General features: G+C 38.0%; 18 protein-coding genes and 1 other RNA gene. 15 read left to right on the top strand and 4 right to left on the bottom strand.

What is annotated here, in order from left to right; genetic code table 11:
* Nucleotides 1-76: 76 nt before the first annotated feature.
* Entirely contained in the window at nt 77-2326 is a 2250-nt protein-coding gene (gshAB, locus tag ACNTMY_RS08945) for a bifunctional glutamate--cysteine ligase GshA/glutathione synthetase GshB (protein WP_423216181.1), read from the bottom strand.
* A gap of 401 nt (nt 2327-2727) precedes the next feature.
* On the opposite strand from gshAB, the gene ACNTMY_RS08940 reads away from it, so the two are divergent.
* The 3 genes from ACNTMY_RS08940 (at nt 2728) to ACNTMY_RS08930 (ending at nt 6542) form a co-directional block, all read left to right on the top strand.
* Nucleotides 2728-4020: an adenylosuccinate synthase gene (locus ACNTMY_RS08940; protein WP_423216180.1), complete on the top strand. Its 1293-nt coding sequence runs from the start codon at nt 2728-2730 to the stop codon at nt 4018-4020.
* A gap of 195 nt (nt 4021-4215) precedes the next feature.
* Nucleotides 4216-5463, top strand: a complete 1248-nt coding sequence (locus ACNTMY_RS08935) for a hypothetical protein (RefSeq protein WP_423216179.1) — start codon at nt 4216-4218, stop codon at nt 5461-5463.
* A 134-nt stretch (nt 5464-5597) separates the two neighbouring features.
* Nucleotides 5598-6542, top strand: coding sequence for an AEC family transporter (locus ACNTMY_RS08930; RefSeq protein ID WP_423216178.1), 945 nt, complete (start codon nt 5598-5600; stop codon nt 6540-6542).
* Between the two features lie 41 nt (nt 6543-6583).
* Here ACNTMY_RS08930 and ACNTMY_RS08925 read toward each other — a convergent pair whose 3' ends face one another.
* Together ACNTMY_RS08925 and ACNTMY_RS08920 are read right to left on the bottom strand one after the other, a co-directional pair.
* The gene (locus tag ACNTMY_RS08925) at nt 6584-7231 is read right to left on the bottom strand and encodes an MBL fold metallo-hydrolase (protein ID WP_074566920.1); all 648 of its coding nucleotides are present in this window, start codon (nt 7229-7231) and stop codon (nt 6584-6586) included.
* A gap of 11 nt (nt 7232-7242) precedes the next feature.
* Nucleotides 7243-7941, bottom strand: a complete 699-nt coding sequence (locus ACNTMY_RS08920; protein WP_423216177.1) for a DsbA family oxidoreductase — start codon at nt 7939-7941, stop codon at nt 7243-7245.
* A 112-nt stretch (nt 7942-8053) separates the two neighbouring features.
* Between ACNTMY_RS08920 and ACNTMY_RS08915 the strand changes: the two genes are divergently transcribed.
* From ACNTMY_RS08915 to perR, 4 genes are all read left to right on the top strand, one after another.
* On the top strand, nt 8054-8653 hold the full coding sequence (locus ACNTMY_RS08915) for a TetR/AcrR family transcriptional regulator (RefSeq protein ID WP_423216176.1): 600 nt from the start codon (nt 8054-8056) through the stop codon (nt 8651-8653).
* A 282-nt stretch (nt 8654-8935) separates the two neighbouring features.
* Nucleotides 8936-11572, top strand: a complete 2637-nt coding sequence (gene polA / locus ACNTMY_RS08910; RefSeq protein WP_423216175.1) for a DNA polymerase I — start codon at nt 8936-8938, stop codon at nt 11570-11572.
* 89 nt (nt 11573-11661) lie between these two features.
* Nucleotides 11662-12084, top strand: a complete 423-nt coding sequence (locus ACNTMY_RS08905) for a CoA-binding protein (RefSeq protein WP_423216174.1) — start codon at nt 11662-11664, stop codon at nt 12082-12084.
* A gap of 218 nt (nt 12085-12302) precedes the next feature.
* Nucleotides 12303-12800 (top strand): peroxide-responsive transcriptional repressor PerR, encoded by a 498-nt coding sequence (perR, locus tag ACNTMY_RS08900; protein ID WP_074566916.1) that lies wholly within the window; start codon nt 12303-12305, stop codon nt 12798-12800.
* Between the two features lie 68 nt (nt 12801-12868).
* On the opposite strand, the gene ACNTMY_RS08895 is transcribed toward perR, so the two are convergent.
* Entirely contained in the window at nt 12869-13621 is a 753-nt protein-coding gene (locus tag ACNTMY_RS08895; RefSeq protein WP_423216173.1) for a DUF975 family protein, read from the bottom strand.
* Nucleotides 13622-13883: 262 nt separating this feature from the next.
* Here ACNTMY_RS08895 and tgt point away from each other — a divergent pair, with 262 nt between their 5' ends.
* The 8 genes from tgt to ACNTMY_RS08855 all read left to right on the top strand — a co-directional run bounded on the left by tgt (nt 13884) and on the right by ACNTMY_RS08855 (nt 20030).
* Nucleotides 13884-15026 carry a tRNA guanosine(34) transglycosylase Tgt gene (gene tgt, locus ACNTMY_RS08890; protein ID WP_021143249.1) on the top strand — a complete coding sequence of 381 codons (1143 nt, stop codon included), beginning with the start codon at nt 13884-13886 and terminating at the stop codon, nt 15024-15026.
* 138 nt (nt 15027-15164) lie between these two features.
* The gene (locus ACNTMY_RS08885) at nt 15165-15470 is read left to right on the top strand and encodes a CHY zinc finger protein (RefSeq protein WP_423216172.1); all 306 of its coding nucleotides are present in this window, start codon (nt 15165-15167) and stop codon (nt 15468-15470) included.
* 3 nt (nt 15471-15473) lie between these two features.
* Complete coding sequence (locus ACNTMY_RS08880) at nt 15474-16016, top strand: biotin transporter BioY (protein ID WP_423216171.1); 543 nt, start codon at nt 15474-15476, stop codon at nt 16014-16016.
* Between the two features lie 75 nt (nt 16017-16091).
* The gene (locus ACNTMY_RS08875) at nt 16092-16868 is read left to right on the top strand and encodes an MBL fold metallo-hydrolase (protein WP_423216170.1); all 777 of its coding nucleotides are present in this window, start codon (nt 16092-16094) and stop codon (nt 16866-16868) included.
* The gene (gene tadA / locus ACNTMY_RS08870; RefSeq protein ID WP_423216169.1) at nt 16868-17374 is read left to right on the top strand and encodes a tRNA adenosine(34) deaminase TadA; all 507 of its coding nucleotides are present in this window, start codon (nt 16868-16870) and stop codon (nt 17372-17374) included. The genes ACNTMY_RS08875 and tadA overlap by 1 nt, the downstream gene beginning before the upstream one ends.
* A 31-nt stretch (nt 17375-17405) precedes the next feature.
* An RNA gene (gene ffs, locus ACNTMY_RS08865) (signal recognition particle sRNA small type) lies at nt 17406-17491 on the top strand.
* A gap of 197 nt (nt 17492-17688) precedes the next feature.
* Nucleotides 17689-19038, top strand: a complete 1350-nt coding sequence (locus ACNTMY_RS08860; protein ID WP_074480136.1) for a glucose-6-phosphate isomerase — start codon at nt 17689-17691, stop codon at nt 19036-19038.
* Nucleotides 19039-19190: 152 nt separating this feature from the next.
* A complete protein-coding gene (locus ACNTMY_RS08855) occupies nt 19191-20030 on the top strand; it encodes a hypothetical protein (protein ID WP_423216168.1) in 840 nt (279 codons plus the stop codon).
* Nucleotides 20031-20125 lie beyond the last annotated feature (95 nt).

The raw sequence follows: 20125 nt of genomic DNA, 5'->3' as shown, positions 1-20125 counted from the left end.
AAGATTGATTTTATTTTATCGCAAAACGGGCAAGAATGACAAGCGATGACTGTATTTGAGGCAAAGATTTTATGGGCTAAAGTTCAGGGAAGAGTTTGGCTAGGATTTTTGGAGTGAGTGCTTGTCCTGGACCTTCGTGGCAATAAGTGTGCAGGTACATAGCAGGGTTGAAGTTAAGTTCGATACAAGCACAGTTTGGCTCTTCTTTGCTAGCTGGGAGTGTCTTATCTGGGATAATCAAATCTACTCCGCACACCCAAGCACCGACAGCGCTAGCCATTTGTGCAGCTAATGTTTTATAGCCGTCTGGCATGATGTCAGTGACATCGATGGAATCTCCACCTGTTGAAATGTTAGAGTTACGTCGCAAATCAACACGGACTCTGTCAGCTGGAATATCATCAGGCGTGTAACCTTGTTGTTGGAGCATGAGCTTTTCAACATCGCCAAGGTCAATGATTTCAAGTGGAGAACGGTGGTCACGTCCACGCAGTGGGTCTTGATTTTTCATCTCTACTAATTGAGCGATGGTGTGCTTGCCGTCTCCGACAACATTGGCTGGAACACGAAGAAGCACTGCTTCACATTTGCCATCTAGGATGAAAAAGCGGTATTCCGTACCTGAAATAAACTCTTCGACCAAGATAGTATCATCTTCAGCAAAGGCGATATCCAAGGCTTTTTGATAGGCTGTCAGGTCGGCAGATTCCTTGAAAATAGAAATACCAAGTCCAAAGTTAGTTGATTTTGGTTTGACGACGATAGCTTTGTCTTTGATTTGTGAGAAATAGCGGAGCGCAGCTGCTTTATCAGCGAATTCTTCGCCTTTTGGAACTGGGAAACCAGCTTTTGACAATAGTTTTTTAGTGACAACTTTATTTTCCATGATAAGTGGAGTGATGTAGCTGTCTTTGCTGGTCATGTTGGCATTTTTAACGTATTCAACGTGGTCACCGTGCCAAAGTTTGATGAATTGGTCGTTTTCGTCGAGGATTTCTAAGTGAACACCTTTTTGGATAGCATCAAACATCAATAATTGTGTTGATAATTCCATGTTTTCGTAGCCTTTGAGTGCGTAAGGTGCTTGCCAAGCATAATCGTGAAAGGCTTGACCTTGTCTTTGCCCAAAAGATTCTAATGATAGATTGTCAATCTCTTCTAGCAAGCGTCCAGCGATAGTCAATTCAGGATGTTTGACAGCTTTTTTGATTTTTTCTACCAACCCAGCATAGTATTCAGGTAACTCAAAGTGTGCAACGACTGATTGCATGGCAGAGATAATTTCTGTAATCGGAGCCTCTTCAGGCAATTTTTCAAGAGGGTGGCTAAGTGCGATACGGTCATTAAGAACGGTAGCTTTGATGATGTCTTGGTCAATAGAGACGCTATTGTCTAACCAAAGAAGAGCTAGGACAAAAAGGTGTACGGTATCAAGTGTCTCTTGAGTAATCCCACGGTTGTCAAAAGGATTAAGGTCAAAAGTACGCAATTCGAGGTAAGTAACACCCTTTGTCAGATAATCACGGACATGTTTGCTGCCGCGCAAGCGAACAGCAGAGTAAAATTCTTTTTCGGCAGTAATTTTTCCAGAATTGACGTAACTTTCAATGTCAGAAATATAGCGTTCAAGGCTTTGGTAGGATACTTGAATATCTTTGTGGTTAACGTAACCAAGGTGGCTGTTGCGAATTGAGCGCACGGGTTGATTTAGTGACTGTTTCAAGAAACCTTTCTCAGCAATTGGCGAAGCACCATAGAGGTAAGTCAGCAGCCAACGATAGCGTAAGAAGTTCTGTGCTAATTTAAGATAGAGGTCATTTCTGAAGTGAACAAAAGAGTCGTAGTCACTTTCTTCAAACAAGGTTGCAACCAAGTCCTTACCAAGTTCGACATTATAATGAATGCCAGACATAGATTGGAGAATTTTGCCATAGCTTTCAGCCAAATGCTCGCGGTACTGGCGTTCCCAAGCGTCGTCTAACTTGGCGATGTGAATATCATCTTCAATAAGTTTTGGTGGCATTGATAACGGCCAGAGATATTCATCGGTGTCAATGGAGCGTCCAGCGACGTCTGTGATAGCTCCCAAGGTACGAAGGGCATCTTGGGTTGTTTTTGCGATAGGAGTGATAAGCTCTATCTGGGCTTCGCTGTAGTCTGTTTGGATATAAGGATGGAAAGAGCGATTGCCAAGATTATCGGGGTGATTAGTTTGTGCGACTTTATTTGCTTTGTTGACGCGCAAACTTTCTCTTTCTAGCCCGAATGTTGCTTGCAAAATCGGCGAATATTTTGATGTATTTTGTAATAAACCATTGACGGTCATTTTATTTCCTCATAGTGATTTTATTTAATGATAATGCTATCATTAGTGTCGTAATCTCATTCTATGGAAAACTTTGTGAAATTGCAAAGAATTGCTACAGAGCTTGAAAACTATCATGAAAAAGTTTTCAGAATTTTATGACTTTGTTAGAAAAAATGTGATTTTACGATATTTTTTTGAAAAAAGTTCGGAAATATCAATATTTTGCATCGAAATATTGAAAAAAAAGCAGAAAAGTCATATAATGAATTGTAAGACAAACTCGCAGGTGAGATTCCTGCCAAGTTGTATAGAAAGGATGAAGATACAATTTTATGGCTTGGAGATAGAAACGACAGGCTTGATAAGTTGGTCTCGTTTTTATTTGTTCGCTATAGTTTTGTATCAATATCAAACAGAATATGACATCAGTAGTAGTTGTTGGTACCCAATGGGGTGATGAAGGTAAAGGTAAAATCACTGACTTCTTGTCACAAGATGCCGAAGTGATTGCACGTTATCAAGGTGGAGATAATGCAGGACACACTATCGTTATCGATGGTAAAAAATTCAAATTGCATTTGATTCCATCAGGTATTTTCTTCCCAGAGAAAATCTCTGTAATCGGAAATGGTGTGGTTGTCAATCCAAAATCATTGGTAACTGAATTGAAATACTTGCACGATGAAGGTGTTAAGACAGATAGTCTTCGTATTTCAGACCGTGCTCACGTTATTTTGCCATATCACATCAAACTTGACCGTTTGCAAGAATCTTCTAAAGGTGATAACAAAATTGGGACAACAAACAAAGGTATCGGCCCTGCTTACATGGATAAAGCAGCACGTGTTGGTATCCGAATTGCTGACCTTTTGGACAAAGAAATCTTTGCTGAACGCTTGCGCGTGAACTTGGAAGAAAAGAATCGTCTCTTTGAAAAAATGTATGACAGCGAACCTATTAAGTTCGAAGATATTTTTGAAGAGTACTATGAATATGGTCAACAAATTAAAGATTACGTTACAGATACATCAGTTATCTTGAACGATGCTCTTGACGCTGGTAAACGCGTTCTTTTCGAAGGTGCACAAGGTGTTATGCTTGATATCGACCAAGGTACATATCCATTTGTTACATCTTCAAACCCTGTTGCTGGTGGTGTTACAATCGGATCAGGTGTTGGTCCAAGTAAAATTAATAAAGTTGTTGGTGTATGTAAAGCCTACACAAGCCGCGTAGGTGACGGACCATTCCCAACAGAACTTTTGGATGAAGTTGGAGATCGTATCCGTGAAATCGGTCACGAATATGGTACAACAACTGGACGTCCACGTCGTGTTGGATGGTTTGACTCAGTTGTAATGCGCCACAGCCGCCGTGTATCAGGTATCACAAACTTGTCACTTAACTCAATCGACGTTCTTTCAGGACTTGATACTGTTAAAATCTGTGTGGCTTACGACCTTGATGGTCAACGTATCGACCACTACCCAGCAAGTCTTGAACAATTGAAACGTTGTAAACCAATCTACGAAGAATTGCCAGGTTGGTCAGAAGACATCACAGGCTGCCGTAGCCTAGATGAGCTTCCAGAAAATGCTCGTAACTATGTTCGTCGTGTTGGTGAACTCGTTGGTGTCCGCATTTCAACATTCTCAGTTGGACCAGACCGCGACCAAACTAACATTCTTGAATCAGTTTGGGCAAATATCTAAGCTCAAAAATATTCAATATACAATACTAAAAAGCCTCGCTAGAATTACCGTTCTAGCGGGGTTTTGTGTTAAAATGTAACTGTGAAATAATTCATATAAAAATAATGCTTGTTATAGCCATGTTACAAAAGTAACGTTGTGTTAATTTGTTTTTGTTAATCTATTTAATGTTGGATAATTAATAGAGGAGGAAAAATGATTAAACGAATTTTATCAATTGCACTGGCTTATGTTGGTGTTATCGTTGGTGCAGGACTTTCTTCAGGTCAGGATTTGATGCAATATTTTGTCGGATTCGGTACTTGGGGAATGATTGGAGTTGTCGTTCTGGGCATATTAAATGCTGTTTTTGGACGCATTATCGTTACTTTCGGAAGTTATTATCGCTCAAATGACCACTCAGAAGTTCTATCTAAAATAGCGCACCCTATAACCAATTGGATTTTGGATATTGCCTTAATAGTTTCTTGTTATGTGATTGGATTTGTCATGATAGCAGGGGCAGGTTCAAACCTCAATCAGCAATTTGGATTGCCAACTTGGTTAGGTGCTTTAATCTGTGCCCTCCTTGTAATTTTTGTTAGTTTTCTTGATTTTGAAAAAATTACTCAGATTATTGGGATTTTTACACCGATTGTTATTGTCATGGTTTTGATTATAGCAGTGCATACATTTTGGGGACAATCATTTGATTTTTCACAGTTAAATGCAGTAGCTAAAACCTTGCCGACAAATATGCCAAACATCTGGCTGTCAGTGATTAACTACTTTGCTCTTTGTGTTATGACAGGTGTGTCGATGGCATTTGTACTTGGAGGTTCAATCATTCGAATTGGTGTTGCTGAAAAAGGTGGAACGCTTGGTGGAGCTATTGTTGGTTTGATTATAGCAGTGACATCACTTGTTTTATTCGTTAGCGTTGGAAAAATCGCTTCTGCAGATATTCCAATGTTGGTTCTTGCCAATGATATTCACCCATGGTTTGCTTTGGCTTATGCCCTTGTCGTCTTTGCCTTGATTTTTAACACAGCATTTAGTCTTTACTACGCTCTTGCCAAACGTTTCTCAGAAAATAAAGGTGAAAAACAGTTTAGACGTTATATGATTATCTTTGTTGTAACTGGATTTGGTTTGTCATTTCTTGGATTTAAACAACTGGTATCTATCATGTATCCAGTACTTGGTTATATCGGCATGGTTATGCTACTTGTCCTTTTACAAGCTTGGATTCGTGAAAAGAGTAATGTCCAAGATGAAAAACATCTGCGTCGCCGCATGATTTCCTTGATTTCTAAAAAATATGACGATGATAAGAAATTTACTAAGAAAGATAAAGTAGAATATCAACAATTAGGTGAAGAGTCAGTTGTTGAAACAAAAGAAATCAAAGAAGATATTCATGACCACGTAGAGCAAGTTTTCGATTCAGAAAATGATGAATAATATTGAATAGATGAAGAGCCTGAGATGAAAGTTCTCAGGCTTTTTTGCTAGAATAAATAATATTACTAAAAGTGTTTAAGAAAGCGTTAAAAATATGCTATACTGAAACAAAAAGGTGAAAAGGAAAGTGAGCAATGACACGGTTTGTGAGCAGTTTTTCGGGTGTTTTAATTATTTTAGTCATGGTTATGGTCGGTTATGTTTTGACCAAAAAAGGATGGTTTGACGACAAAGCACCAAATTTGATAGCTAAGTTAGTGACGCAAGTAGCTCTTCCTTGTTACATGATATCAACGATTGTCGGACGTTTCACGGCAAAAGAAATGCTTGAAATGTTGCCCCAGCTGCGTTTTCCAGCAATTTCAATGGTGATTTTACTTGCTATTGCTATGGCAGTTGCTCAATTGTTTTTGATTGATGAAAAGCACAGAGGATTATTTGTTTCCATGTTTTTTAATTCCAATACGATTTTTGTTGGTTTGCCAATTAACCAAGCGCTTTTTGGGGATAAAAGCATTCCGTATGTCTTGGTTTACTACATGTGCAACACCACATTCTTTTGGACGATTGGAACGTATTTGATTCAAAAAGATGGACGCAAAGAAGTTGTGCTTGATTTTCGAGGCACATTAAAGAAAATCTTTTCTCCGCCACTTATGGGATTTATTATTGGCGTGATTTTAGTCCTTCTGAACATCAAATTACCAGCTTTCTTGCTCAGTGATTTTCAATATCTGGGAAATCTGACGATTCCTTTGTCGATGATTTTTATCGGGATTTCGGTAGCAAATGCAGGACTATCACGCTTGCGTTTCACACAAGACAATGTCTTAGTACTTGTTGGACGTTTTGTAGTCGCTCCGCTTTTGATGATATTAATCGTTAAAAATGCTCAAATGCCCCAGCTGATGAAAGAAGTCTTCATCATTCAGTCAGCTATGCCAGTCATGACAAATGCCCCAGTTGTTGCAAAACTTTACGGTGCAGACAGTGATTATGCAGCAATCATGGTAACCGAATCAACCATTTTAACCATGGTTGTTATTCCAATTTTAATGCTTCTGTTGAATGGATTATAACTAAAAAAGCTACTGAATTTTAAGTTCAGTAGCTTTTTGGTTTAAACATTATGAAAGAAATCGTAGCCTTTTAAAGCTAATTTTTGCTTTTGTTGAAATATAGTAATAGGTGTTGAGTGACCAGAGTAGATAATCGTTTCATCTGGGAGTTTAGACAGCAGCATTTTTATACTTTCTTTTAATTGGTTAATGTCGCTGCCTGGGAAATGAGTTAAACCTAGACCGTGTTGGTAAAAAAGATCACCTACGATAACAGCATTTTCTTGTGGAAAATAATAACTGAGAGAGTCTTGTGAGTGCCCGGGAGTTTCTAGTATTTTACAATGTATATCGGATGTATTTAACGTAATAATAGGAGTGTCAATTTTATTAATATTTTCTAGAATTCGGTCACCAACACAGAGCTTTGACAGATTGAGCATAGGGTTTAATAAATAGTTGTCAGCCTTTTTACTGGCATAAGCTGGGATATTTAGGGCGTTTTGAATTTTTTCGACTGCACCTGTGTGATCAAAATGACCATGAGTTAATAAGATTTTCTCAATGTTCCACTTGTTTTCTTTAATAATTTTTAAAATAAGGTCAGCTTGAGCACCAGGATCTATTAAAAATCCTGAGCGGGTCGTTTCATCAATGATAAAATAAGTATTTACTTGAAAATAGTCAGTTACAGGGAGTATACGTATCATAATGTTATTTCTTAAATGCGGCAACCTTCGGGACCACAAAATCCAGTTTCGTTAGAAGAATTTTTAAGAACCATTTGTTGCAAAGCACGTTCAAAACCTTCTTGTGTTTGAGCACCAGCCACTACAATTTCATCACCAATAAGGAAGAATGGTACTCCGCGAACACCTAATTGGTAAGCAGCGTGTTCTTCTTTGCGGACAAGTTCTTTGTAATCATCGCTATCAAGCATAGCATTTACTTCATCGCTATCAAGACCAACTTTATTTGCGATATCTAGGAGAACTTTGCGATCTGCAAGTTCTTTATTTTCTGAGAAATAAGCAGCAAATAGAGTTTCTTGCAATGTGTCAACTAAGCTAGGATTTGTAGCTTGTGCCATTTTAATAAGGCGGTGTGCATCCATGTTATTAGTAAATAAAGTACTAGCATAATTGAAATCAAGACCTTCTTTACGACCGAGTTCTGCAATGTGTTCGATTTGTTGGCCAGCTTGTTCGTAAGAAATGCGATATTTTTTAGCAAAACGTTCTTGAGTAGGACCAATTGATTTTAGGGGAGCATCTGGATCAAGTCGAAATGCTTTTGGAGTAAGGGTAACTGAATCAGTAAGGCCTAAGTTTGAAATGGCTTTTTTTAGTCGAGTTTCCCCAATGTAGCAGTAAGGGCATGAAAAATCAGACCAATAGGTAATGTTTAAAGTTGTATTCAAAGTTTTCCTCCTTTTTTAAAATAGAACATGTTCTATAAAATATATTTGATATTATAGAACGTGTTCGATATAATGTCAAGTATAAAAGCCTAAAAAATTTGGAGGAAAATTTATGAGAAGAGGACGTCCATTAAAATCTGAAGCTGAAAAAGCAGAACATAGCCGTTTTCAGCTATTACAAGCAACAGAAAATTTAATAAGTCAGGGAAAAAAAGTAACAGTACGCGGAGTGTGCCAATTCGCGGAATTGTCGACAGGAACTTTTTATTATCACTTTAAAGATAAGGATGATTTATTAGGATTTTATTTGACACAATCATTGCCTAAGACTGATAATTATGCTAGTGTGAAAGACCTAAGCCAAGCGGTATTTCTTCTATATCTTCCATTACTTGAGCAGTATGAAAGATTAGGGAAAGGCGTAATGAGAGAGTTTTATTCTGGTACAAATCAAGCTCTGTCTAAATATTTAGGAGAAACTGACGGAAAATTTATCGAAGGTACTGTTATGGCAGAATGCCAGTCATTAATAGATAATTTAAAAAAACAAAATGAGTTCCTCAAAAATGTTGATAGTTTTCAATTGAGCTCAGATATTTGCATTATCATTAAAGGGTGTGTATTTGATTGGTGTTTATCGAATCAAGCAAGTGGTCTTGAGGTTGCTGCCAAGCGTATTTTGACACAATTCTTAGCTATTTATAAAAACTAAAAAAACATGTTAGTATGACTGCGATACTAACATGTTTTTTATAATTGAGTTTTTTCCATTTCAAAAAGCCTAGCCGAGGTGGCTAGACTTTAAGGAGATTATGAAAAAGGATGCATCCACCCAGTTGTTTTGGGAGGTTTCGGGTGAATGCAAGCTAGCAATGCTAGCTGTGAAAGTTTTTAGGAATGAGTATAGTATAAGGAGACTTGCTTAAATGAATCTTAAGTAAAAGAATTAATCTCTTAAAAATCAGATGTGGTCAATATATGTTATAATAAAGCCATGGAAAACAAGAAAAAATTATTATTAATCGACGGGTCATCCGTAGCGTATCGTGCCTTTTTTGCACTGTATAATCAGATTGATCGCTTTAAAAACCGAGCAGGTCTTCATACAAATGCCATTTACGGCTTTCACCTTATGCTCAATCACTTATTAGAAAGAATTCAGCCAACGCATGTTTTGGTTGCTTTTGATGCTGGTAAGACAACTTTCCGTACAGAAATGTACAAAGATTACAAAGCTGGTCGTGCCAAAACACCAGATGAATTCCGTGAGCAGTTACCATATATCCGTGAAATGCTGACAGCACTCGGAATTAACTGGTATGAGTTGGAAAACTATGAAGCTGATGACATCATCGGAACTTTGGATAAATTAGCAGAGAACGAAGATGAATATGATGTAACTATCGTCAGCGGAGATAAAGACCTTATCCAACTTGCGGATAACAACACAACCGTTGAGATTTCTAAAAAAGGTGTCGCTGAGTTTGAAGAATTCACTCCAGCTTATCTCATGGAAAAAATGGGCATCACGCCAAAACAATTTATTGACCTAAAAGCCCTCATGGGTGATAAATCTGATAACATTCCAGGTGTTACTAAGGTCGGTGAAAAGACAGGTCTTAAACTTCTCTTAGAGTATGGCAGTCTTGAAGGTGTTTATGAAAACATCGACGGCATGAAGAAATCTAAGATGAAAGAAAACTTGATTAACGATAAAGAACAAGCTTTCTTGTCTAAGACTTTGGCGACAATCAATATCACTGCTCCAATTGCGATTGGTTTAGATGATATCGACTACACTGGACCTGACTTGGAAAAACTTGTGCCATTTTATGATGAAATGGGCTTCAAACAGTTCAAAGATAATCTCGGTGCTGCGAAGAAACAAGAAAAATTTGATGTGACCTACACTGAAGTGGACAGTTTGAGTGCAGACATGTTCACTGATGACCAATTTTTCTATTTTGAAATCTTGGGTGATAATTATCACGTTGAAAGTATCATCGGGTTTGCTTGGGGAAATGATAAGGCTATCTATGCCTCAACAAATCTTGAACTTCTGAAAGATGATTTGTTTAAAGCAGCGCTAGCTAAACCAATCAAAACTTACGATTTCAAACGTAGCAAAGTACTTCTTAGCCATTTAGGTATTGATTTGCCAGCGCCAGCATTCGACAGTCGCTTAGCAAAATACCTCTTATCAACCGTTGATGATAATGAACTATCAACCATTGCTCGTTTGTATACAGAGTATGTTCTTGATAGCGATGAAGCTGTTTATGGTAAGGGTGTTAAGCGTGCTGTTCCAGAAAAAGCTGTGCTGCTCAGCCATTTAGCGCGTAAGATTGTGGTTTTGAACCATTCTGAAAAAGTCATGCTAGATAAGTTGACAGAGCATCAACAAGCAAGCCTTCTTTTTGACATGGAACAACCGTTAGCAAATGTTCTTGCTAAGATGGAAATTGCAGGTATTTCAGTTAAAAAAGAAACGCTCCAAGAAATGGAAAAAGCCAACCAAGCAGTCATTGACAACTTGACACAAGAAATCTATGACCTTGCTGGTATGGAATTTAACATTAACTCGCCAAAACAATTGGGTGAGTTGCTCTTTGAAAAGATGCAATTGCCAACGAGCTACACTAAGAAAACCAAGACTGGTTACTCAACAGCAGTTGATGTTTTGGAACGCTTGGCGCCAATCTCACCAATCGTATCTAAGATTTTGGAATACCGCCAAATCGCAAAACTCCAATCAACTTATATCGTTGGTTTGCAAGATTTCATCTTGAAAGATGGCAAGATTCATACTCGCTATTTGCAAGATTTGACGCAAACAGGACGTTTGTCTAGTGTTGACCCTAACTTGCAAAATATTCCAGTGCGTTTGGAACAAGGTCGCTTGATTCGTAAGGCATTTGTCCCAGAAACAGCAGACGAAGTTCTCCTAAGTTCCGACTACTCACAAATCGAGTTGCGCGTGCTTGCTCACATTTCAAATGATGAACATTTGATTGCAGCTTTCCGTGAAGGAGCAGACATTCATACATCAACAGCCATGCGTGTCTTTGGCATTGAAAAACCAGAAGACGTCACACCAAATGACCGTCGTAACGCAAAAGCAGTAAACTTCGGTATTGTTTACGGTATTTCAGACTATGGTCTTGCTAATAACTTGGGTATTCCACGTAAAGTAGCTAAACAATACATCGAGACTTACTTCGAACGCTATCCAGGTATTAAAGACTACATGGAGCGCGTGGTGCGTGATGCTAAAGATAAAGGTTATGTTGAAACGCTCTTCCACCGTCGTCGTGAATTGCCAGATATCAATGCTCGTAACTTCAATGTGCGTCAATTTGCTGAGCGTACAGCCATTAACTCGCCAATTCAAGGTAGCGCAGCCGACATTCTCAAAATTGCTATGATTAACCTTGATAAAGCTTTAGTTGAAGGGAAATTCAAGACAAAAATGCTTCTACAAGTGCACGATGAAATCATCCTTGAAGTGCCAAAAGACGAGCTAGAAGCTATTGAAAAATTAGTCAAAGAAACCATGGAATCAGCCATTGAACTTTCAGTCCCACTAGTGGCAGACGAAAGTGCTGGACAAACATGGTACGAAGCAAAATAATAGCAAAACGAGGTGATAAGCTTTATCGCCTCGTTTTAATATCAAGTATGATATACTTAAGAAAAACCTTATAAAAGGAGGTTGCCATAATGACGACTTTTCAAAATCCTAGCCAAGATGTGATTGCTGATTATTTAAAAAGTGCCAAAACAATCGCTGTTGTGGGACTTTCCAAGCGTGAAAATAGTCCAGCTTACGGTGTTTCAAAAATCATGCAAGAAGCTGGTTACACCATTATCCCAGTTAACCCACGTTTAGCGGGTGAGAAGGTGCTTGGTGAGACGGCTTATGCTAGACTCCAAGACATTCCCGTTCACGTTGATATCGTTGATGTTTTCAGACGAAGTGAGTTTCTCCCAGAAGTTGCCAAAGATTTTATCGAAACGGATGCTGATATTTTTTGGGCTCAGCTAGGTCTAGAAAGCCAAGAAGCGGCTGACATCTTACAAGCCGCAGGACGTGACAAAATTGTCATGAACAAGTGCATCAAGATTGAATATCAAAATTTGTAAATAATATTGAAAATGAGAAGATCCTTTCAAAATGGATTTTCTCATTTTTGTTGTCATGAAAATACTGAAATTGTGGCTTTCCCTGTTAAAAAAGTGAAGATTTGCTATGAAAACTTGAAATCGTCAGATTTTTATAATAAAATGAATGAGCGTGTCAAGACATGCAAAAATTAAACTATGTTATAATGATTTTAAATAAATAGAACAGGAGAGCCATAATGGACATTCATACCCATCACCGTCCTTTGGATGCCTATGAAAATGTCATTGAGCATCTCAGGAAAAAGCACATTCGTATTACGGAGACTCGTAAAGCCATTATTGCTTATATCATAAATAGTCATGAGCACCCAAGTGCTGAAAAGATATATAAAGACTTGTTGCCAAAACATCCAAATATGAGTTTAGCGACGGTTTACAACAACATGAAAGTCCTTGTCGAAGAAGGCTTTGTTGCTGAGTTGAAAGTGACTAACGACACAACAACTTACTATGACTTTATGGGACATCAGCATATTAATATTGTTTGTAAATGTTGTGGTGATATTGCAGACTTTATGGATGTGGACGCTATTGACATCGGTAAAGAAGCCTATGAACAAACTGGTTACATGATTACCAAGGTTCAGTTGACTGCTTACGGTATTTGCCCAAATTGCCAAGAAAAGCTCAGAGCAGCTGGCGAACCATTCATGGCTTATCGTGAAGAGAAATAAAAAGAAGGTGTCTTAACATCTTCTTTTTTGTACACAAAAAACCCCAGCTAAGCTGGGGTTTATTTCATTTATTCAGTTTTAGCAATTAAATCTTCGTAGAAGAAGAGTTCTGCTGTAGTTGTATATGGTAATGTGTAGAAGTAAAGCAATCCACAAGTTAGTGCAGTTAAAATGTACCAACCGATGAAACTAAATTGTAGACAGAATAGGCGCCATTTGTTGCCAGCCATTAATTCTGTACTCTTGTTGATAACACTACGTGGACCTTCATAAGTGCCATTTTGAACAGCGTCATAAAGGACGTATGTTGTCATGCTATATGAGTATTGTTTGATGATTGAAAGAGCAAAACCTGCAATCATAAGAACAAATCCAATGATAGTGACCAAGATGCCACCGTTAGAATTATTTGAAGTAGTTGCTGCAACTCCTGCAACAAAAATGATAGAACCTACAATACCGATTAAAGACCATAGGAATAGGAATACCCATTTGACAATAGCAGTTACTACATATTTTCCAAATATTTCATTTGAGAAAACACGCATGTTATCTCCTACTTCAACATGGTCGCGTTTGTGGCGAATAACATCAAGCACGGCGTAACTTGCTGAAGCAAGGAATAATGCTGATAGAATTGAAACAATACCTGGAACAGATACAGTAGCATTAACTGTAGTACCATTAATATGATATGTTTCTGTATAGCTAATTGAAATTGTTAAAATAGCTAAAATGATAGAAACAAGAAACAATTGGTACTTACCAGAGAGAGTTTTCAAAAATTCTCTAGCTTTTTGACGAGTTTCTGAAGCTTTCATAATATGAACCTCCTTAAAAATTCCGTAAAATGTATTACTTCCACGCTTTCATTATATCACCTTGTATTAGAGAAGTCACACGATAAGAGGTAAACATGACAAAAAATGTGATTTTTGGTAAAATCGTAAAGGTTGCGCTATTTAAGCAATGCATTGTAAAAATCTGGAAGTTTTTTCAGATTTTCTCAGTCTGATTACTGTTTAATCATGACGATAATAAAAATGCCCACAACTGTTTTTTGTGATAGCAAGGAGAAAAAAGATGACAGATTATCCGATTAAATATCGTTTAATTAAGAAAGAAAAACACACAGGTGCTCGTCTGGGTGAAATTATCACACCACACGGCACATTTCCAACACCAATGTTCATGCCTGTTGGAACACAAGCCACAGTTAAGACACAATCACCAGAAGAACTCAAAGAAATGGGTTCAGGTATCATTTTGTCAAATACTTACCACCTATGGTTGCGTCCTGGTGATGAATTAATCGCTCGCGCTGGCGGTCTTCACAAATTCATGAACTGGGACCAAGCTATTTTAACAGATAGCGGTGGTTTCCAAGTTTACTCATTGGCTGAGTCACGTAATATCACTGAAGAAGGGGTAACATTTAAAAACCACCTTAACGGTCAAAAAATGTTCTTGTCTCCAGAAAAAGCCATCTCAATCCAAAATAATTTGGGTTCAGATATCATGATGAGCTTTGATGAATGTCCACAATTTTATCAACCATATGATTACGTTAAAAAATCAATTGAACGTACTAGCCGCTGGGCTGAACGTGGTTTGAAAGCACACCGTCGTCCACATGACCAAGGTCTATTTGGTATCGTTCAAGGTGCTGGTTTCAAAGATCTTCGTCGTCAATCAGCAAATGATTTGGTAAGTATGGACTTCCCAGGATACTCAATTGGTGGTCTTGCTGTTGGTGAATCACACAAAGAAATGAATGCGGTACTTGATTTCACAGTGCCAATGTTGCCAGAAAATAAACCTCGTTACCTTATGGGAGTTGGTGCACCAGATAGCTTGATTGATGGTGTTATCCGTGGTGTCGATATGTTTGACTGCGTCCTTCCAACACGTATCGCTCGTAACGGAACATGTATGACTAGTGAAGGTCGTTTGGTTGTTAAAAATGCTGCTTACGCTGAAGACTTTACACCACTTGATCACGATTGTGATTGCTACACTTGCCGTAATTACACACGTGCTTACATTCGTCACTTGCTTAAAGCTGATGAAACATTTGGTCTTCGTTTGACAAGTTACCACAATCTTTACTTCCTTGTAAACTTGATGAAAAAAGTTCGTCAGGCAATCATGGATGACAATCTTTTGGAATTCCGTGAAGATTTCTTCGAACGTTATGGTTACAACCGTAGCGACCGTAATTTCTAATAACTACAGAGTCTAGAACAGTTATGTTCTAGGCTTTTTTAGTTTTAGTGATGTTAGTTTTTAAAAAGTGTTAACCTAATTATAAAAATAAGTTGACTAAAAACGAATGAAGTAGTAAACTTTGTTAAAAGGTTGGTGATGATTATGATTTATGGAATTGGACTTGATAGTGAGGGAAGATGCCTGCATTATCATACAAAGTGTGATGTCGTTGCCTTAAAATGCAATAAATGTAAGGAATATTTTGCTTGCTATCGGTGTCACAATCAGTTGCAAAATCACCCTTTTGAACCAGTGTCAAAAGAAGATGAAGCGCCTGTCATTTGTGGGAGCTGTCGTCAATTTTTAACTTTTGCTGAGTATAAAAAGGGAGCTTGTCCGTATTGTCGCCATGCCTTTAATCCGAAGTGCCAGGTGCACGAGACCATTTATTTTAAGGAGTAGTTTATGAAAAACGTGAGAGATTTGCTCTACATTGCGATGATGTCAACGATTTTAGTGATTTTGGGATTCATTCCTGCTATACCTTTGGGCTTTATTCCAGTTCCTATTGTGTTGCAAAATTTGGGAGTTATGCTGGCTGGAATTTTATTGGGTTGGAAAAAGGGAACCTTGTCGATTCTTTTATTTTATCTTTTAGGGATGTTCATTCCAGCATTTTCAGGTAGCACTTTGTTTGCTGTTTTTGCTGGACCAACGCTTGGTTATGTTATTGCTTGGTTGTTTGTACCGATGGTTATTTCAGGAATTTTAGCCATTTTTAAAAAGGCAAGCTTTGTGGCAAATCTTATTGCCATTTTACTTGGCGGCATGATTTTTGTGGATGTTGTTGGTGCGGTTTATTTGTCAGTTTACACACATACACCGTTAGTAGCTTCGCTTTTATCAAATCTAGCTTTTATTCCAGGAGATACGATTAAATCAGTTGTCGCAGCAACGATTGCCTATAAATTCAAAGATAAATTAATCCCGTCTCAAGTAGCGTGTTAAGTGATTTACCTTTTTGAAAAAAGATTTCATTTTTTGTTATAATGTGAGTAAGTAATACTAGAGAAGGAGTCTACTATGAAACTCACAACACTTGGTTGCTGGGGCGCATACCCTTACAAAGACGGCGGAACAACTTCATATCTTGTTACAAGTGAAGATGGTTTTCAATTGCTTATGGATTGTGGAAGCCGCGCTGTTACAGAACTAGAAAAAGAAATCAGTCCACTGGATTTGGATGCGGTGATTATTTCACACTATCATCCTGATCATATTGCGGATCTTGGCGTGCTCCGCCATTATTTCCAACTTTATCCAAAACACCTTTGGACACCGAAAGTTTTGCCGATTTATGGGCATAAAGAAGATGAATCTGAATTTGCTAAGTTGACTTTGCCTGGTGTATCTGAAGGTAGAGCTTATGATGTCAACGGTGTTGAACACATTGGTCCATTTGATATTACATTTATCAAAACTGTTCACCCAGTGCCTTGCTACGCTTTTCGTATCGTAGAACGTGCTACTGGTCAAACCCTTGTCTTTACTGGTGATACAGGTTATTTTGATGGCTTGGAAAAATTCGCCGCAGGTGCTGACCTTTTCTTGGCAGATGTTTACCTTTATGCAGGAAATGAAAATCACCCAGCGCATTTGACAACCAAAGAAGCAGGGCAAATTGCCAAAGCTGCAGGTGTGAAATCACTTGTTTTGACACACACACCACCAGTTCCACCACAAGGTATCTCTGCTGAAAATCATCTTCAAGTGCTCAAAGAAGAAGCACAAGGTTTTGCTGCAGATATTCCTGTTGATTTGGCAGAGCCTCACAAATCATGGCAAATTGGGGAGCTCTAATGGCTGAATTTACACAGGAAGAAAAAGAGTTTTTCATGCAAGAAGCGCTCAAGGAAGCGCAAAAATCGCTAGAAAAAAAAGAAATTCCAATTGGCTGTGTTATTGTCAAAGATGGTGAGATTATTGGACGTGGTCACAATGCACGTGAAGAGCAGCAGAAGGCTATTTTACACGCTGAAATCATGGCAATCAACGAAGCCAATGAAAACGAAGGCAACTGGCGTTTGCTAGACAGCACGCTTTTTGTGACTATCGAGCCATGTGTGATGTGCAGCGGAGCGATTGGGCTTGCCCGCATTCCGCAAGTGATTTACGGAGCAGCCAATCAGAAATTTGGCGGTGCTGGAAGTCTTTACGACATTTTGACTGATGTTCGTCTTAATCACCGTGTGGAGGTTGAGACGGGTATTCTCGAGGCTGAATGTGCAGGTATCATGCAAGATTTTTTCCGCAAAAATCGTGAAAAGAAAAAAGCAGCTAAACGTGCTGCCAAGGAAAATTGCTGATTTGCATAATTCAATTTTTATGATATAATATTCTTCGGAGCAACATCTGCGCGTGAAGCGGGTCAGGGGAGGAATCCAGCAGCCCTAAGCGATTGTAGGTGTGTGCTCTTTTTTGTTCTTAAGACATGCTATTTTATGCAAAAATGTTGTGATTTTCTATGTAAAAATGATTATTTCATGAAAGTTTTCAGTAAGATGGCGAACCCTTGTGAAACGCTTTATTATATGGGATTATTTAGCAAAAATGATTGAAAAAAAACGCATAAAAGAGTAATATAGAAGAGAAATTTAATTTTTTTTGAGGAGTATTTGTAATGACACATATTAAATTTGATTATTCAAAATTGTTGGGTCAATTCGTCGAACAAGAAGAAATCGACTTCATGCAAACACAAGTCAACGTTGCTGACGAATATTTGCGTAAAGGTACTGGTCCTGGTTCTGATTTCCTTGGTTGGGTAGACCTTCCAGAAAACTACGACAAAGAAGAATTTGCTCGTATCCAAAAAGCTGCTGCTAAAATCCAATCAGACAGTGAAGTTCTTGTTGTTATCGGTATCGGTGGTTCATACCTTGGAGCACGTGCTGCTATCGATTTCTTGAGCAACCACTTCTATAACCTTCAAGCATCTGCAGATCGTAAAGGTCCTCAAATCCTTTACGCTGGTAACTCAATTTCTTCAACTTACCTTGCAGACCTTGTTGAATATGTTAAAGATAAAGATTTCTCTGTTAACATCATTTCTAAATCAGGTACTACAACTGAACCAGCTATCGCTTTCCGTGTCTTCAAAGAACTTCTAGTTGAAAAATACGGTCAAGAAGAAGCTAACAAACGTATCTACGCTACAACAGATAAAGCTAAAGGTGCTGTTAAAGTTGAAGCTGTTGCTAACGATTGGGAAACATTTGTTGTTCCAGATAACGTTGGTGGACGTTTCTCAGTATTGACTGCTGTAGGTCTTCTTCCAATCGCTGCTGCTGGTATCGATATCGAAGCTCTTATGAACGGTGCTAACGCTGCTCGTAAAGAATTGACTTCTGCTGAAATCTCAGAAAACATCGCTTACCAATACGCTGCAGTTCGTAACGTACTTTACCGTAAAGGTTACATCACTGAAATCTTGGCTAACTACGAACCATCACTTCAATACTTCGGTGAATGGTGGAAACAATTAGCTGGTGAATCAGAAGGTAAACACCAAAAAGGTATCTACCCAACATCTGCTAACTTCTCAACAGACCTTCACTCACTTGGACAATTCATCCAAGAAGGTTACCGTAACATCTTCGAAACAGTTGTTCGTGTTGATAAACCACGTAAAAACGTTGTTATCCCTGAATTGTCAGAAGATCTTGATGGTCTTGGATACCTTCAAGGTAAAGACGTTGACTTCGTAAACAAAAAAGCAACTGATGGTGTACTTCTTGCTCACACTGACGGTGGAGTACCTAACATGTTCTTGACACTTCCTCAACAAGATGAATTCACTCTTGGTTACACAATCTACTTCTTCGAATTGGCTATCGGTCTTTCAGGTTACCTTAACGCCGTTAACCCATTCAACCAACCAGGTGTAGAAGCATACAAGAAAAACATGTTTGCTCTTCTTGGTAAACCAGGATTTGAAGACTTGTCAGCTGAATTGAACGCACGTCTTTAATTCATCACTACACAGATAAAAAAGCTTCCGAAAGGAGGCTTTTTTGTGTGCGAAAATTTCCCCCAAATTTTTGAAAAAAATTCCCAAAAACTAATTGACAAAAATTATATATATAATGGTTGTGGAAATTTTAAGGAAAATGGAGATTAGGCATGACAAGTAATGACCAAAATCAAATGTATGAGGTAATGATTCAAACAATTACTGCAGCTAGTCAGTTACCTTTTGTAAAAGTGAATCGAGAAGAGTTTTTAAGAAAGGAATTTGCTGGTGATAAGTACTTAGAGAATATTATAAAAGATGGTCCTCAAAGTGTTTTTACTAGTCAAGCTTTACGAAAAAGAGCTAAAAAAGTCATAAATAACGCTACTAATAAAACTTCAGTAGCTTCTTTTGTAACTGGGCTTCCATCTAATCCAGTTACTGCTTTGGCATCCGGAGGAGCAGATATTATTCAATATTTTGGTTTTGCTTTAAATCTATCACAACAAATAGCTTATTTATTTGGTGAAGATGATTTATTTGGCGGAGATTATAATCAATTACCAGAAGAAGCTCAAATTCGTATTGTCGCTTATCTAGGTATTATGCTTGGGGCAAGTGGTTCATCTGCTCTAATTGCTAATATATCTAAAACAGCTGGGAAAACTCTTGGGAAGAAGGTAACACAACAAGCTTTAACCAAAACCGCGTGGTATCCGCTTGTTAAGAAAATAGGCAGTACCATAGGAGTTAAAATTACGAAACAAAGTGTTGGAAAATCAATTACTAAAGTAGTTCCAGTACTTGGTGGAGTGATTTCTGGTGGTCTAACTTATATGACATTTAAACCAATGGGAAATAAATTAGCCGATACATTTGTAGATTTATTGGACGGAAAAATTTCAGAAGATTTTTCGGGAATTAATGAGTACAGAGGAGACTTTAGACAAAAGATGGCTAAAGACGTAGAAGATATTGATGGAGAATTTACAGAATTAGCTGGTGAATAAAAGTTATTTTGTATTTTAATAATACCTAATCACTCGGTTTTTTGCTGAGTGATTTTTTAATAAAATTTCTTTCCAAATTTTCTGAATATTTGTTA

Source organism: Streptococcus equinus, from assembly GCF_049393735.1.
In the GTDB taxonomy this organism is placed as follows: Bacteria; Bacillota; Bacilli; order Lactobacillales; family Streptococcaceae; genus Streptococcus; species Streptococcus equinus_G.
This window is presented reverse-complemented; position numbering and strand designations above follow the sequence as displayed.